This is a genomic window from Mucilaginibacter lutimaris, assembly GCF_042676625.1.
Taxonomy (GTDB): domain Bacteria; phylum Bacteroidota; class Bacteroidia; order Sphingobacteriales; family Sphingobacteriaceae; genus Mucilaginibacter; species Mucilaginibacter lutimaris.
In genome coordinates this window covers 24224-38994 of sequence record NZ_JBHTIA010000012.1, presented here as the reverse complement: position 1 = coordinate 38994, position 14771 = coordinate 24224, and the positions used below count along the sequence as shown (strand labels likewise).

At 44.3% G+C, this 14771-nt stretch carries 14 protein-coding genes; 5 read left to right on the top strand and 9 right to left on the bottom strand.

The features are described 5' to 3' along the window. The first annotated feature begins 15 nt into the window (after positions 1 to 15). Together ACFQZI_RS15120 and ACFQZI_RS15115 are read left to right on the top strand one after the other, a co-directional pair. Positions 16 to 369 carry a four helix bundle protein gene (locus tag ACFQZI_RS15120; RefSeq protein ID WP_377143881.1) on the top strand — a complete coding sequence of 118 codons (354 nt, stop codon included), beginning with the start codon at positions 16 to 18 and terminating at the stop codon, positions 367 to 369. Between the two features lie 61 nt (positions 370 to 430). Beyond that, entirely contained in the window at positions 431 to 1219 is a 789-nt protein-coding gene (locus ACFQZI_RS15115) for a succinate dehydrogenase/fumarate reductase iron-sulfur subunit (RefSeq protein ID WP_377143880.1), read from the top strand. A 227-nt stretch (positions 1220 to 1446) separates the two neighbouring features. On the opposite strand, the gene ACFQZI_RS15110 is transcribed toward ACFQZI_RS15115, so the two are convergent. The 3 genes from ACFQZI_RS15110 to ACFQZI_RS15100 form a co-directional block, all read right to left on the bottom strand. Continuing rightward, on the bottom strand, positions 1447 to 1926 hold the full coding sequence (locus tag ACFQZI_RS15110) for a TlpA family protein disulfide reductase (protein WP_377143878.1): 480 nt from the start codon (positions 1924 to 1926) through the stop codon (positions 1447 to 1449). A 19-nt stretch (positions 1927 to 1945) separates the two neighbouring features. Beyond that, the gene (locus ACFQZI_RS15105; protein ID WP_377143877.1) at positions 1946 to 2962 is read right to left on the bottom strand and encodes a Gfo/Idh/MocA family oxidoreductase; all 1017 of its coding nucleotides are present in this window, start codon (positions 2960 to 2962) and stop codon (positions 1946 to 1948) included. A 100-nt stretch (positions 2963 to 3062) separates the two neighbouring features. Continuing rightward, complete coding sequence (locus ACFQZI_RS15100; RefSeq protein ID WP_377143875.1) at positions 3063 to 3644, bottom strand: DUF4142 domain-containing protein; 582 nt, start codon at positions 3642 to 3644, stop codon at positions 3063 to 3065. Between the two features lie 143 nt (positions 3645 to 3787). Between ACFQZI_RS15100 and gcvH the strand changes: the two genes are divergently transcribed. The 3 genes from gcvH (at position 3788) to ACFQZI_RS15085 (ending at position 4693) form a co-directional block, all read left to right on the top strand. Further along, positions 3788 to 4168 carry a glycine cleavage system protein GcvH gene (gene gcvH, locus ACFQZI_RS15095; RefSeq protein WP_377143874.1) on the top strand — a complete coding sequence of 127 codons (381 nt, stop codon included), beginning with the start codon at positions 3788 to 3790 and terminating at the stop codon, positions 4166 to 4168. A 74-nt stretch (positions 4169 to 4242) separates the two neighbouring features. Beyond that, a complete protein-coding gene (locus ACFQZI_RS15090) occupies positions 4243 to 4569 on the top strand; it encodes a VanZ family protein (protein ID WP_377143872.1) in 327 nt (108 codons plus the stop codon). Then, complete coding sequence (locus ACFQZI_RS15085; RefSeq protein ID WP_377143870.1) at positions 4556 to 4693, top strand: hypothetical protein; 138 nt, start codon at positions 4556 to 4558, stop codon at positions 4691 to 4693. The genes ACFQZI_RS15090 and ACFQZI_RS15085 overlap by 14 nt, the downstream gene beginning before the upstream one ends. 81 nt (positions 4694 to 4774) lie before the next feature. Here the strand turns inward: ACFQZI_RS15085 and ACFQZI_RS15080 are convergent, their stop codons facing one another. The 6 genes from ACFQZI_RS15080 to ACFQZI_RS15055 form a co-directional block, all read right to left on the bottom strand. Continuing rightward, complete coding sequence (locus ACFQZI_RS15080) at positions 4775 to 5611, bottom strand: glycoside hydrolase family 16 protein (protein WP_377143868.1); 837 nt, start codon at positions 5609 to 5611, stop codon at positions 4775 to 4777. Between the two features lie 95 nt (positions 5612 to 5706). Then, entirely contained in the window at positions 5707 to 6744 is a 1038-nt protein-coding gene (locus ACFQZI_RS15075) for a family 16 glycosylhydrolase (RefSeq protein WP_377143866.1), read from the bottom strand. 8 nt (positions 6745 to 6752) lie between these two features. Further along, the gene (locus ACFQZI_RS15070) at positions 6753 to 7646 is read right to left on the bottom strand and encodes a PKD domain-containing protein (protein WP_377143864.1); all 894 of its coding nucleotides are present in this window, start codon (positions 7644 to 7646) and stop codon (positions 6753 to 6755) included. An 11-nt stretch (positions 7647 to 7657) separates the two neighbouring features. Continuing rightward, on the bottom strand, positions 7658 to 9742 hold the full coding sequence (locus ACFQZI_RS15065) for a hypothetical protein (protein ID WP_377143862.1): 2085 nt from the start codon (positions 9740 to 9742) through the stop codon (positions 7658 to 7660). A gap of 19 nt (positions 9743 to 9761) precedes the next feature. Next, positions 9762 to 11273, bottom strand: a complete 1512-nt coding sequence (locus tag ACFQZI_RS15060; RefSeq protein ID WP_377143860.1) for a RagB/SusD family nutrient uptake outer membrane protein — start codon at positions 11271 to 11273, stop codon at positions 9762 to 9764. A gap of 19 nt (positions 11274 to 11292) precedes the next feature. Then, on the bottom strand, positions 11293 to 14418 hold the full coding sequence (locus ACFQZI_RS15055; protein ID WP_377143859.1) for a SusC/RagA family TonB-linked outer membrane protein: 3126 nt from the start codon (positions 14416 to 14418) through the stop codon (positions 11293 to 11295). Between the last annotated feature and the right edge of the window lie 353 nt (positions 14419 to 14771).

Genomic DNA, 14771 nt, shown 5'->3' with positions numbered 1-14771 from the left:
CTAATTACTAAAAACATGCATAACCTAACCGAGCTTAAGATTTGGAACAAGGCGATTGATCTTGCTACTGATGTTTATAATGCGACATCGAATTTTCCGGTTGACGAGCGGTTCGGTTTAACCAGCCAGTTAAGGCGTGCAGCTGTGTCGGTTCCTTCTAACATAGCAGAAGGAGCAGGGCGAAATTCTAATAAAGAGTTTTGCAATTTTCTTGGAATTGCAAACGGGTCGGCTTACGAAGTGCAAACACAACTTGTTATATCAAACAGGTTGGGATTGTTAACGAACGATGTGTTATCGGAGTTATTAAAAAAGATTGAGGAACTGCAAAAAATGAATTATGCGTTCCAGCACAAATTGAATAATTAAATTTATGTGATGAGGAGGGGCTATCTCAAATCTCACATCTCATATCTCAAATCTATTAAAGATGAGTGGACACATGAACCTGACGCTGAAAGTATGGCGCCAAAAAAATACACAAACACCGGGCAAGTTTGTGACCTATAAGGCCGAAAATATTTCGCCGGATATGTCGTTCCTGGAAATGCTTGACGTGGTGAACGAAAGCCTTACCCGCAAGAACGAGGAGCCTATTTATTTTGATCACGATTGCCGCGAAGGTATCTGCGGGTCTTGTTCGTTATATATTAATGGCCACCCGCATGGCCCTAAAAGAGCTATTACAACCTGCCAGTTGCACATGCGTAGCTTTAGCGATGGCGAAACCATCACTATTGAACCTTGGCGTTCGGCCGCGTTCCCTATCGTGAAGGACCTGGCGACAGACCGTTCTGCTTTTGACCGTATCCAGCAGGCCGGTGGTTATGTATCGGTAAATACAGGTGGTGTGCCTGATGCCAATATTATCCCTATTCCCAAGGTAATTGCCGATGAGGCATTTAACTCGGCTACCTGTATTGGTTGTGGTGCCTGCGTTGCTGCATGTAAAAATGCATCGGCAATGTTGTTCACCTCAGCCAAGATCACTCAGCTTGGTTTGTTACCACAGGGCCAGACAGAGCGTTACAGCCGTGTGCAAGCCATGGTTGCACAAATGGATCAGGAAGGTTTTGGTAACTGTACCAATACGGGCGCCTGCGAGGCAGAGTGCCCTAAAGAGATCACCCTGAACAACATCGCGTTCATGAACAACGATTTCTTTAGCGCCAAACTATTCCGCGAAGAGCATGCGCATGACCACACTGGTGGCGAATAACTGCTATTAAGATTAACCACAAAATAAAAGCCCGGCTGCATTTGCAACCGGGCTTTGTTGTTTAAAGTGGTAATGCACTCACTCGGCTCCAACCGAGTGAGGATTATCAAATGGGCCTTCGGCCGCTGTATGTAAATTGCAAAAAATTTAAGACGGCCGGAGGCCTTATAATATTGATCACTCGGCTGGAGCCGAGCGATGGCATTCAAGATATTTTGTTCCGATTACTAAGCTTTCTTCACCGTAGCTATCAATTCTTTCATTTCGGGTGGTTTCTCGTAGGCTTGCACCAGTTTGCCTTTATGGTCGTAAATGGCGATATACGGGGTGTGTTTAAGCTGATAGTACTTTTGTACGGTGTAAGTATATCCCTCGGTACCTAAAGTGAAATTTGGGTAAGCGGTCAACCCATAATCGTTCTGAAAGGTTTTCACCATACGGATATCCGTAAAGGTTATCATCACTACCTGTATCTTACTAAAATCCTTCATAAAGGGTTTCATATCGCTTATTAATTTCTGGCAGTGGCCGCAATCAGGCGCAAAGTATATAAGCATTACGGGCTGGTTCTTTTTAAGATCGGCCGGTGTGCTGTTAACATCTTTAGTAGTAACAATTTTATAAGGGGCAATAACCGGTGGGGTAGTTTGCGCACTTGTACAAGCCGCTGCAATAAGCAGGGTTAACATTAATAAAGCTCTTTTCATTTCTTTTATAGTCATGCTATTATGCTTCCAGCAGTTCTAATTGCCAGGCTATGTGTTCTTCTGTTATGGGGTATAACGCATTATTGCGTATTGTATGATACACGGCGTCAAATATTTGGCTGTAATCGCCTTTTACAGATGGTACAAGTTCGGTACATTTTTGGTTATCAATACCAACTGTGGTTAACTGCCCTTCGTTGTTTGGCGGTTCAATACCGTACGCCGGGTCGGTTGGCATCAGGCCTTTATCCAGCTGGGCTTCCTGTACATCGGTACGGTTTTTAATGAAGCTGCCCAATGTGCCGTTCACCCAAAAGCCGGGTGTATCGCCAGCTATCTGCAAACCCGAGGTTAGGTAAACATTCAACTGGTTAGGGTACATTAAATGGTAATGGAAGTAATCAGGCACTTCAGATCCATCGCGGTAAATACCCGTAGTTTTATGGAACGATAACGGTTTGCCAAATAACGCTATGGCCCCATCTATCAAATGGGCGCCAAGGTCATAAACCAAGCCACCCGCAGGTACACCCTTAGTTTCTTTAAACGTTTTTACGCCAATGGCGGCCTTATACCTATCCATCCGGAAGGTTACTTCTATCAGGTTACCCAGGCGGCCGCTTTCGATTACCGCTTTTGTAGATAAAAAACCACTGTCGAACCTGCGGTTTTGGTAAACCATCAGGTGTTTATTTAAACTGCGCGCGGTATCAAAAAGCTCTTTTACTTCCGCAACGGTTGCCGCGGCAGGCTTTTCAAGCAATACATGTTTGCCTGCTTTAAGGGCCATCATGGTATGTTCATAATGCAGGTTACTTGGCGTATTTACAATAATGAGTTCTATCTCATCATCGGCCAGCAACTCGTCTATAGAGCCATAACTTTTAACATCCGGATAAATTTCGGCGCCCTTTTTATGTGTACGCTCTACAATAGCCTTTAACTGAAAGGCGGGGTTGGTGCTGATGAACGGCGCATGGAAAATACGGCCCGACATTCCGTAGGCCATTAAGCCCGTAACTATAGGTGCTTGCATGATGGTAAATTTATCATAATATGATGTATCAACATAAAATATCTAAATAAAAAAAGGGATAAGCCTGAGCCTATCCCTTTTATAATAAAACAGCTTAAGCTTATTTCATGCTTGATTGTATTGCTTCAATTTTAGCTAAATGTGCCTTAACTGTTGGCAAAGTTTTGGTTGCAAAAGCCATTAAGTCGGCATCTTTACAGTTCTTAGAAGCATCTTCTAACATTGATGCTACTTTTTTGTGACCGTCAACCATGGCGTCAACGTAAGCTTTATCAAAATCTTTACCTGTTTTTGCTGCAAGGTCAGACGCCATTTTTTGGTGGTCAGCATCAGGCTCGGTTGGTAAAGTAATGTTTTTTGTTTTGGCGATAGCCATTAATTCTTCGTTGGCTTTGGTGTGGTCCATCACCATCATCGAACCAAATTCTTTAACCTGTGGGTTAACCGCTTTTTCTGAAGCTAATTTACCGGCGGCAACTTCTGCCATACCTGCGTTAGCTGCATCGGTAGCAAATTTTGCATCTTTCTCGTCAACAGCAATGCCTGTAGAGCCATTGGTGGTTGTGTCTTTAACAGCATTTACACTGTCGGCGCTTTCTTTACTGTCTTTTGCGGCATTGTTACACGCCTGGAATGATAAGGCTGCAACAGCCATCATTGCCACTAAACTTAATTTTTTCATTTTGTAGATATTTTTAGTTTTTATAGTTAATTATTAACAACCATTACGCTATTTGGTTTTAAAATCCGCGCTTATAGTTTGTTGATGTTATTATTGTTATACCTTAAAGTTTTATTTATTTTTGGGCACATAATTTAACAGATATGAATTTTCCGGCAGAGTTAAAATACACAAGCGACCACGAGTGGATCAGGGTTGAGGGCGACGAGGCTTACATCGGTATAACCGAGTTTGCACAAGGCGAATTAGGCGATATAGTTTACATTGACATCAATACTGTTGGCCAGGATGTAACTAAAGAATCTGTTTTTGGTACGGTAGAAGCCGTTAAAACAGTATCTGACCTGTTTATGCCGGTTGATGGTACTGTACTTGAGGTGAATAGCAAACTGGATAGCCAGCCCGAGTTAGTAAACAGCGACCCTTACGGCGATGGCTGGATGGTGAAAATTAAATTAACCAACCCTGCCGATGCGGAGAACCTTTTGGATGCTGATGCGTACAAAGGCGTTATCGGCCACTAATTTAAATGAAGAAAACGCTAAAATATTACGGGCCTGCAATTTTGTGGGCCCTCTTTATTTTAATCATATGCGCGGTGCCATTCAATACCCCAGGCCCTCCGGGATTGTTTTTCGCGGGTTTTGACAAGATGGTGCATTGTGTGCTGTTCTTTGTGCTTTCTGTTTTGTATTGCGCGGGCAGCATCCGTAAATGGAATACGCGTAGCATACGGATAGAGATAGCGATGAAAAATACAATAGTGCTCATAAGCTTTGGGGCACTGATAGAAATGCTGCAGATGCGCTTTTTTACATGGCGCAGCGGCGATTGGAACGACCTGTTAGCTGATGCCATTGGTGGGTGTATGGGTATTTTTGGAGTTATGATAACCAGTAACGCGCTAAATCATGAAAAAAGTTAAATACATATTAGCTGTAGCAATGCTAACCGTTGGGTTAACATCATGCGGACTTTTTAAGAAAGATTGTAATTGCCCGCATTTTGGTAACATAAAGAGCACGGCTCAAAAAGCAATGGCCGTTTAACAGCGGACGTAGGTACTAAATAAAAAAACCTTTCAGATTTGCCCTGAAAGGTTTTTTTGTTTAGTATCGGAGAGCACACTTTTACTTGTTTTGAGTGACCTTAACCCAGTCTACCCACATTTTTGCTTCACCTTTTTTTATTTTGTTTAAAGAAGCTTCCGACAAGCCATAATAGGGCTTTTTGATCTGATTTATCTTAAAAGGGTAAATGCCGCCTACCGCGAAGTTTAATATAAGGTGCTGTTTATTATCAAACACCCACTTACCATAGTGCTCGGCCATTTTACGGGTAACGCGGAACATCAGCACGCCATCATATTTAAAGTTGAGCGCATCCGGCGTCCATTCCACTCCGTAAATGTGCCACTGGGTTGCATCATGGCTTTTATCCATATACAGGCGGTTTACAAAAGGGGTTTCGCCGCTATAGCCGGGGCCATGTACTGCTGCGCTTACCCAGTCGGCTTCGCCTATAAACTCCATAATATCAATTTCGCCATCGTTTGGCCACATACCATTGCCAAGCATCCACCAGGCCGGCCACAGGCCATCGCCGGCAGTAACTTTTATGCGTGCTTCGGCAGTGCCGTAGGTAAAGTCAAACTTACCCTTGGTAACAAGCCTGCCCGATATAAAGTCGAACTGCTGGTTATCGAATGTTTTAAAATTTGTGGAGAATTGCGGCTTTAGTACCAAGGCACCGTTTTCAATATAAGCTGTTGCCGATGAATCTACATAAGCTTGTAACTCATTATTAACATGAAAGCCGGTTACTATAGGGCTCCATTTGGTACGGTCTATCTTATTTTCCGAAAAATCATCAAAGAAGATAACATTGCCGTTTGTATTGCTTGCCGCGGGAGCCTGTTTTACAGACGAACACGACGCAGCAAGAGCTACCGCGGCTGTTATTGCCACAAGGTAAATACACTTTTTATAAAGCATAAAATTAATTAGGGGATAGCATATATGAAAAGAGGCCATTTTAAAATGGCCTCTTTGTATTTAATTGATTATTTATAAACGCGAACGTAATCTACCTCCATGGTGTCGGCGGTAAAGTTAGGGTCAACAGCGGGGCCTCCAAAATTACCACCCATGGCTACGTTCAATATCAGGAAGAAATCCTGGTTAAACGGTTTGTCGGGGCTGTTTGCAAACGTGTAGAAAACTACGCCATCAATTGCAAATTTCATGGCGGTTGGTGTCCACTCCATGCTATAAACATGGAACGCTGTAGAAGCGGTAGGGTTTTGCGTAGTGCCGCCAACGCCGCCGCCGCCGGAGTGGCCCGGGTAGTGCATGGTAGAGAAAATGGTGTTTTGTTGTTTACCCACATGCTCCATAATATCTATCTCGCCGCAACCAGGCCATGGGGTTGTATCGATGTTACCGCCCAGCGCCCAAATGGCGGGCCAGGTACCAACACCTGTAGGCAGTTTAGCTTTAACCTCTACACGGCCGTATTTAAAGGCAAACTTGCCCTTGGTTAATAACCTGGCCGATGTGTAATTGAAACCGTTGTAAGCTTCCTTTTTAAGGTTGATCTTCAACGTACCGTTTGACACCACCGCGTTATCTGTACGGTTGGTGTAATACTCTAACTCGTTATTACCCCAGCCGTTGTTATTGCCGAGGTCATACCCCCATTTGCCCGGGTCGGGCGCGCCTGCGGTATTAAACTCGTCAGACCAGATAAGGGCCTCAGCGGCAGAAACGTTAACAGAAACGGTTTTGGTGCTTGTTTTGCCGGTTGAACTTTTGGCCGTAACTTTTACAGTGTAAGTACCCGCTACCGGGTACTTATAAGTTAATGTGCCTGTTGTGTTGGTTTGGTACACGCCGTTACCAAAATCAAACTCGTATGAAACCGCGTTATCTGCCGTTACAGCAAAAGTTACGGTGCCGCTGTTATCTGTTGCAACGGTTGGCGTTATACTGATGTTGGTTGGTGTACCCGTGCTAGCGCTGCCATTGGTATCATTACTTTTTGAGCAATTGGTAAACAAGGCTACCAGCGCTATCATTAAAAAGGCATTTAATATTTTCATGTCTTTACTTATTTAACTTTAAATTTTTGATACCAGGCAAGGCCATCTATGCCAATATTACGCAAGGTAACGCTTGTTTCGGTAAGTGCCAGTATCTCATACGTATTACCACCGGTACCAAACGCAATTAAGCCTTTATCCGGAACCATAAATTGTATACGGGTTGAGTTTGCCGATGTTGATCCCGATGTTGCGTCCATAAAAGCAAGCTTTTTAGTACCTGTAGCGTCAAAATCATAGCAGTTATCGCCGCCTGCCTTGCCGTAGAATACAGTAGCGCCCGCTATAAAGAACGACTGACCTTTGTTATTTATAACCATGCTGATGCCCAGACCATCTTTTGTGAAGGTGATCTCATCATCATACAAACACTCGGCACGCTGGTTAGGTTCTGCTGCATAGTAGCTTGGGGTATAACCATCTGCCGGGCCAACACCTACGTGGCCGGGTGCAAGGCGGTCAATAACCCATGTTCGGGATGTACCATTGGTTAGGTTTTGCATAATTGCGGCAGGGATCTCGAAAGATACAAATACCCGTATCTTTTTACTTACTGTAGAAGTTGCACCACCGGTGCCAATGGCACTAACGGTAATGGTATAATCAAAAGTACCCGGGGCCGAGTATTTGTGTACTTTCTCCCCACCCGGAACGATCTCGGTAATACCGTCGCCATAATCTACTTTGTATGATATGGCGCCTTTACCGGCCGTAGTAATGGTTACCTTGCCCGAGCCGCCGCCATCAGGGTTAGCCGCGCTTACGCCATCAATAGCAGTGGTTACTGTTACATCCGTCGGGTTAACTATGTCACCAAACGAATACTTCTCTTTTTTACAGCCTATCACTATAATGATAGCTGCAAGGCAGAGTGTTAATAATGCTTTTATATTAATTTTCATCTTTATATAAATTAATTAAGTGTGATATCATCAAAATACCAGGTAAAGTTTGCAGAACCGTTTCCTGCCGTGCCGTTATCAAATATCAATACTACTTTTTGATAGGTATTTGCTGTATTGATGGCACTGTAATCAAAGGTTAACTCTTCCCACTCGTTTACCTTGGTAGTTGTAACCTCTTTTTCAAAACTGATACCGCCGTTGGTGAGGTTCTCTACCTTTAACAATACTTTAGTACCTGCTCTTGGCGAGTATACCTTCATTTTGAGTATTTTCTTGGTGAAATCTATCGGGCCTGCAAGGGTAATGTAGCTGCCGCCATAAGTAGCGCCTGCATTTTTAACCATTTTAGCAACCTTGCTGCTGGTGTTTATACCTGTAGCCGATGGGTTGTTCACTACCGTTACCACGCCGCCTTCAAAATCGGTAAAGGCGTAGTTTAGGGTTGATGACTGGAAGTCAAGCGGGATACCTAATATGGCTGATGGCTGAGGCACAAATTTTACATCGTCCCAATAAAACACTTTGCCGTTGCCCGATGTGCCAAAGTCAAAAAACACCGAAGCTTTATCGTAAGTGTTTGCCGCGTTAAGCGCAGGTGTACCGGCAACAGGTGCGGTAAAGTCAAACGTTAGGGTTTCCCATGCATTGGCAACGGTAGTAATAGCCTCGGTTTCTACCGAGATATTACCGTTAGTATGGTCTTCAATTTTTAAACGGATGTGTAAGCCTGCAGCCGGCGAGTAAACACGCATGCTCATTTTAGCATAAGATGCGGTTACCGGGATCTTGGCAGAGAAGCCTGCAGGTGTACCTATAGTAGTACCCGCCCATGTTTCGGCACCATTCGGTTTAGTGGTTTTTTTAACTTTGTTCGATGCGTCGGTAGGATCGTTGGCATCAACAGTTATGTTGTTGCCAAAATCCGTTACGGTATAGTTGGTGTTTGGCGCATCAAAGGTAACCGGCAGGCTTATCTGTGCTATTTGGATAGCCATTTGCAGGTCATCCATGTAGAACACTTTGCCGCTGCCCGGTGTACCAAAGTCAAAAAATACAGATGCTTTGTCATAAGTTGTTGAAACATCTAACGGCTTTGTAGTAGGCGATGGATTGTTAAAATCAAACGTTAAGGTTTCCCATGCATTTGCTACGGTTGTTTTAGCGTCTGTTTCTACCGATTTTTGATCGTTGGTGTGGTCTTCCAATTTAAGCTTAACGGTTAAACCGGCAGCAGGTGAGTAAACGCGCATGGTCATTTTATTATTTAGCGCACTTACCGGAACTTTATTTGCAAAACCTGTTGCTGTACCTAAGGTAGTACCGGCCCAAACTTCGGCACTGGCAGGTTTGGTAACTTTTAACACCTTGTTGGAATTATTTTTAGGGTCGATAGCCAATTCCGATTGATTGTTGCCGAAATCGCTTGTGGTGTAATCAAAGTTAGGGTCATCAAACGCCAGTGGAAGATCTATTTGTTTACCAACTTTAATGGTTTGTTCTGCAGTGGTTGTTGCCGCGCCTCCGCTTAAAGCCACAACCCTTACTTTATAGGTACCTGCTTTAGCATAACTGTGTGTGGCGGTTTGCTCTTGCAAGAACGTGTCGTAAGGCTCGGGGTTTGCAGTAGTCTCGTCACCATAATACACATGGAACATGGTTTCATAGTCGGCAGTTGCACCAACGGTAACTACCAGCCCGTTTGTTGTTATGGTAGGTTTAAGGTTTGCAGGTGCCTTAAACGATACGGTAAGCGGCTGGGTAATTTCGGCAGTTTTGCCCGATATGCCATGGCCTACAATTTTAACCGTATAAACACCTTCGGCATATTTATGCTGGATGTTTTGACCTGCGGCAACCTTTACAAAAGTTTCGCCGCCATCGCCATAGTAAACGTCATAGGTTGATGCACCTTCGCCGTTTGGCGTAATAGTTACCAAACCGGTATTATCCTGTGTAATATCAAACAACACGGATATTTTAGCCGGGTCTGATACATTGTTGACGAACGATACGTCATCAAATTTTTCCTTTTTACAGCCTGTAATAACAGCCAGTATCAGGGTTATGCTCAAAAAATACTTTATTGCATTCATGATCTTAAATTTTTAAGGTTTAATAGCCCGGGTTTTGAGTTAAACCTGTAACGTTAATTTCTTCCTGTGGTATAGGGAACAACTCGTGCTTGCCGGCAACAAAACCTGTAAGCTTGGCAGCGGCCTGCCCTGTTCTAACCAGGTCAAAAAAGCGGTCGCCGTCCATAGCCAGTTCCAGTCTTCTTTCGTCCCAGATAGCTTGTTTAAGGGCGGTACCTGTAGCACTAATGTTATGGTTGGCATCGCCAAAGGCACGCTGACGCACCTGGTTAAGGTAACCCTGGGCCTTTACATCATTTGGCGCGGTTGAGCGGTTGTTTGCTTCGGCAGCCATTAACAGCACTTCCGAATATCTTAATACCCTAAAGTTGTTGAGGTAGTTTAATTCAACCTGGCCTGATGTTTCGCCTTTGCGCGGAAGATATTTGCCATTGTATAAACCGGTGTTACGGTAAGGTGCAACCTGGTAAGTAATATTCATTTCAGGGTGTGCTGCTTTGTAATCCTCGATATTGAACGCGGTTATCGCTTTACGCTGGTCGCCTGCTGAATAAGCGGCGGCAAGGTTTTGTGTAGGCAGGTTGGTGCTCCAGCCGGCGGCGTACGGGAAAGCGCCGGTACCGTTTAAGCCACGTATGCCGTTTTGCTGTACAGCGTAGTTACCCTGGCCGCGGGTTGCACCTCCCCAGTTATAATATGGCGAACCATTTGTATACTGGATCTCGAATACCGACTCAGGGCCGTTCTCACCTGATGCCAGGTAGATAGAAGCATAATCGCTAACCAAACTGAACGCGCCTGAGGTAATAACAGATTCTAACACGGATGCTGATTCGGTAAATTTGTTTTCGTACAAATAAACCTTACCTAACAAAGCTTGCGCGGCATACTTAGTTATACGGCCTTTTTGGCTTTGCGTAGTTGGTAAAACAGCAATAGCATCATTTAAATCTTTTTCTATTTGCGCGTATACCTCTGCTTTAGGCGCTCTTGTTAATGATCTCGCGTCGTTGTTATCCAGGCGCTTATCAATAAACAAGGGCACATCACCCCACATTTTTACAAGTGTAAAATAGTAGTAAGCCCTTAAAAAGTAAATTTCGCCGTATAGCGCGTCTTTGCCGTTAAAGCTTACGGTTTCGCCGGCTTTGTTTTTGTCCTTATATTGCGTCATGTAATTGGCGCGGTTAACACCTTCATAGGCAACCTGCCATAAGTCGGCAAGTGTTGAGTTTACAGGTGTTAGTGTAAAATCATCAATCTGTTGCAAGGCCAAAACGTCCGACGCGCTTTCGCCGCCCGCTACCGAGTTGTCTGATGCTATATCACCCACAACCACGGCCTGGTTTAACCACTGCAACGGCGAGTAAACGCTGATAGCCATAGTGCGGTAATCTGTTTCTGATTTAAGGTAATCAAGGTCGGTAACCAGGAATCTGTCGTGCGGGTTACTCTCCACCCATTTTTTACATGCTGTAAACGAGGTCAGGAACAGGACCATCGCGATTAGCTTTATATATCTTTTATTCATTGTAATATTTTTTAATGAATTATAATTTAATGTCGAGGCCCATGCTGTAAGTTCTTGGCTGCGGGTAAGCGCCGCGGTCAACACCAACTTCAAGCACGCCACCGTTTGAGATCTCCGGATCGTAACCAGAGTACTTGGTGAACGTAAGCGCGTTGCGTACCTGCGCGTAAAGCCTTATACTTTTAAATACTTTGCCTTGCAATAAGCGGGGGAAAGTATAGCCTAACTGTATGTTTTTGATCTTTACGAAAGTACCATCCTCAACATACCTGTCTGATGCGCGGATGTTGCTGTTAGCATCGGTAAATGAATACCTTGGGTAACGTGCATCATTGGTTGTACCTTCGCCGGTCCATCTGGCCAGTACACCGCGGTATTTGTTGGTATAGTTACCGTTTCGCTCGTAGGCACGGTAGATATCGTTGCCTATAGAGGCGTAGGTAAAGGCATTAAAATCAAAGCTTTTGTAGCTCATTGATAAGGTCCAGCCCAAAATAACATTAGGGTATGGGTTGCCTATCTTGGTGCGGTCGTTAGCGTCTATAACGCCATTGCCATCCATATCAACAAAACGGATATCGCCCGGCTGCGCACCCGGCTGTGTTGCCGAAGCTGCTATCTCTGCCGTGTTTTGGAACAGGCCGTTTGTTTTGTAACCGTAGAAATAACCGGGAGCCTGGCCCTTTTCAAACACGGTTACCTGCTGCGATTGGCCGTTGAAGTAGCTGCCGCCAAATACCTTAGCGGTACCATCGGTATTGGTTGCGGTAACTATGCTTTTTACCGTAGTGATATTAAAGGTGTTACCCAATTTAAAGGCGCTGCCAATGTTGGTGTTGTAGCCGATAGAAATGTCTACACCGTTGCTTTTGGTTGAACCAATGTTTGCATCAGGTACCGGTATAGTACCGCCTGTGCGCACTGTAGCCGGTTGAAATAATAAACCGCCCACACGTTTTTCGTAATAATCGGCCGTAATGTTTAGTTTGTTGTTGAACATAGTAAGGTCGAAGCCTACGTTAACCTGTTTCTGGCTTTCCCATCCTAACTGTTTGTTTTCGGTAGTGCCGAGGGTTGAACCCGGGTAGAAAACATTGCTGAAGTTATAACCATTGCTGTTTGCGGTTGGCCCGTAATCCGGGCCGCCGGTAATAATGGTTGTAGCTTGCGTTGGCGTATTGTCGTTACCAACAGTACCATAGCTACCACGGATTTTAAGGAAGTTAATGGCAGGTACGTTAAAGAAACTCTCTTTACTTGCAACCCAGCCAGCCGAACCCGAGAAAAAGTTGGCGAATTTATTATTGGCACCAAAAGCGGTTGAGCCATCGCGGCGCGCAGTGAACGATGCCAGGTATTTTTCTTTATAATCATAATTCAACCTGCCAAAGAACGACATGTTGCGTTTAAAGTACTGGTAATAGTAACCACCTACCGCGCTTGGGTTGGTGGCTGTATTAGCACCTGTAGCTGCGCTAAAATCAGCAAATTCCCAGGAGTTAAAGGGTACATCCTGCCTGTTTGCACCGGCTGCGTTGCCAGATTCGCGTGCTAACGAGAAACCTACTACAGTTTCAAAAGTGTGGTCTTCTGCAACCTTAAAGTTGTAGTTGGCAAAACTCTCCCACGCGTAGTTAAAATTGCTTACTTTATCGTGGTTTACGCTGCTGTGCTTATCGGTAACAGTTGAGCCATCGGCATTCATGCTGTTATCCACGTTAAACGGCCCGTAGAACACAAGCGGGGTAAAGCCTTTGCTGTTATTGTCGTACTTGGTGTAACCAAAACGGCTGGTTAGCTTAAGGTCCTTTAAGATGCTATACTGTAGCTCCAGTTTACCGTATAATTTGCTGCCGGTGCTGGTGTTGTAAGTATTATCTAATTTGGTAAGCGGGTTGTAAACCTCAGATAAAATAGTGTTACTGTACCCATATTTACCAACTGTGTTAGGGTCGGTATTCAAGATAGATACGGTTGGATCGAAGTTTAAAGCACTACCTAAAACACTATTGAAAGAGTTTTCTTGGATGCCCTTTGAGCTTAAGATAACACCTGTTGTATTTAAAATAAGCTTTAGGTTTTTGGTCATCTGGAAATCAACGTTAGCGGTGAAGTTACCACGCTCAAATTTCGATTTATCGATGCCGCCAACTATACCACCCTGGCCGGTATAACCACCGGATAGGAAATAGTTAACGCTTTCGCTGCCGCCACGTACACCCAAGGTATGCTGCTGTAACGGCGCGGTTTTAAATACTTCTTTTTGCCAGTTGGTACCAACGCCCAAAGTAGTAAGATCCGGGAAGATGACGTTGCCGCCCGATGCTACACTCCCCTCATTTACAATAGCGCCGTATTCGGTTGCGTTTAAAACACCAATGTAGCGGGGTACTTCCTGTACGCCGTAACTGCTGTTGGCAGTAAGCTCGGGCTTCATGTTCTTTCTGCCGGTTTTGGTGGTCACCACAATTACACCGTTACCACCTTTAACACCGTAAATAGCGGTTGCCGATGCGTCTTTCAATACGCTTATAGATTCAATGTCTATCGGGTTAACAGAGTTAAGGTCGCCCAGCGACTGCTGAACACCATCGATAACCACTAATGGATCCGATCCCCTGAAAGATGGGATACCCCTGATAGCCACAGTTGGTGCCGACCCGGGAGAGCCACCTTGTATAACAGTAACACCGGAGGCACGGCCTTGAATGGCTTCCTCGGCACGTACCGGGTTTTGCCTTTGTATATCGGTGCTTTTTACAGAAGAAATAGCGCCCGATACCTTGGTTACTTTTTGCGTGCCGTAACCAACAACAACCACCTCGTTTAGGGCGTTGTTAGTGTTGTCTTCTAATGTGAAATTTTGCGTGCCGGATTGTGTTACTTGTCTTTCAACAGATACCATCCCCACGAATGATACCACAATTGTACCGCCACCCTGCGGCAGCGTTAATGTGTAATTACCGTTAACATCGGTAACAACACCTGTTGTTGTACCTTTAAGAGTTACTGATGCGCCGGGCAATGCCTGTCCGTCCATCTTTTGGGTTACTTTCCCGGTTAGGCGCAGGGTTTGTGCATAGCCCTGGCTAACTAAACAGAAAAGCATAGCAATCCCCATAAAAAACTTGAGTTTTAATTGCATAGGTTTATTTTTAGGTTAAAATAATTAGGTCGTTTAGGGCGACGTTGATTGGTTGTAGATTTTTATTCATACGTTCTCATTTTGGCGCATAAGCATGCGCTGCCATACATTAAGCTTTAAGCATTGGTTAACGGTTAAAAAATTGGTTTATACTTTGCCGGAGCAATTGGTTTATGGGCATCAAAAGTATAGCACGCGTATTCCAAAGCAAAATTTAGCACTACATCACTACTACACAACATTGAAAATTCATTTAAAAACACGGATATTAGTAAACCAATTGTTAATACCCTTATAATTTTGATTAAACGCCGTAACACCTTGTATTTTAGGCTTCTTCTTTTCTTATTAAT

Coding starts and splice junctions, on each gene's coding strand:
- ACFQZI_RS15055 (WP_377143859.1), bottom strand. CDS start 14,418: ATGCAATTAAAACTCAAGTTTTTTATGGGGATTGCTATGCTTTTCTGT.
- ACFQZI_RS15085 (WP_377143870.1), top strand. CDS start 4,556: ATGAAAAAAGTTAAATACATATTAGCTGTAGCAATGCTAACCGTTGGG.
- ACFQZI_RS15105 (WP_377143877.1), bottom strand. CDS start 2,962: ATGCAAGCACCTATAGTTACGGGCTTAATGGCCTACGGAATGTCGGGC.
- ACFQZI_RS15065 (WP_377143862.1), bottom strand. CDS start 9,742: ATGAATGCAATAAAGTATTTTTTGAGCATAACCCTGATACTGGCTGTT.
- ACFQZI_RS15110 (WP_377143878.1), bottom strand. CDS start 1,926: ATGAAAAGAGCTTTATTAATGTTAACCCTGCTTATTGCAGCGGCTTGT.
- ACFQZI_RS15070 (WP_377143864.1), bottom strand. CDS start 7,646: ATGAAAATTAATATAAAAGCATTATTAACACTCTGCCTTGCAGCTATC.
- gcvH (WP_377143874.1), top strand. CDS start 3,788: ATGAATTTTCCGGCAGAGTTAAAATACACAAGCGACCACGAGTGGATC.
- ACFQZI_RS15100 (WP_377143875.1), bottom strand. CDS start 3,644: ATGAAAAAATTAAGTTTAGTGGCAATGATGGCTGTTGCAGCCTTATCA.
- ACFQZI_RS15075 (WP_377143866.1), bottom strand. CDS start 6,744: ATGAAAATATTAAATGCCTTTTTAATGATAGCGCTGGTAGCCTTGTTT.
- ACFQZI_RS15120 (WP_377143881.1), top strand. CDS start 16: ATGCATAACCTAACCGAGCTTAAGATTTGGAACAAGGCGATTGATCTT.
- ACFQZI_RS15060 (WP_377143860.1), bottom strand. CDS start 11,273: ATGAATAAAAGATATATAAAGCTAATCGCGATGGTCCTGTTCCTGACC.
- ACFQZI_RS15115 (WP_377143880.1), top strand. CDS start 431: ATGAGTGGACACATGAACCTGACGCTGAAAGTATGGCGCCAAAAAAAT.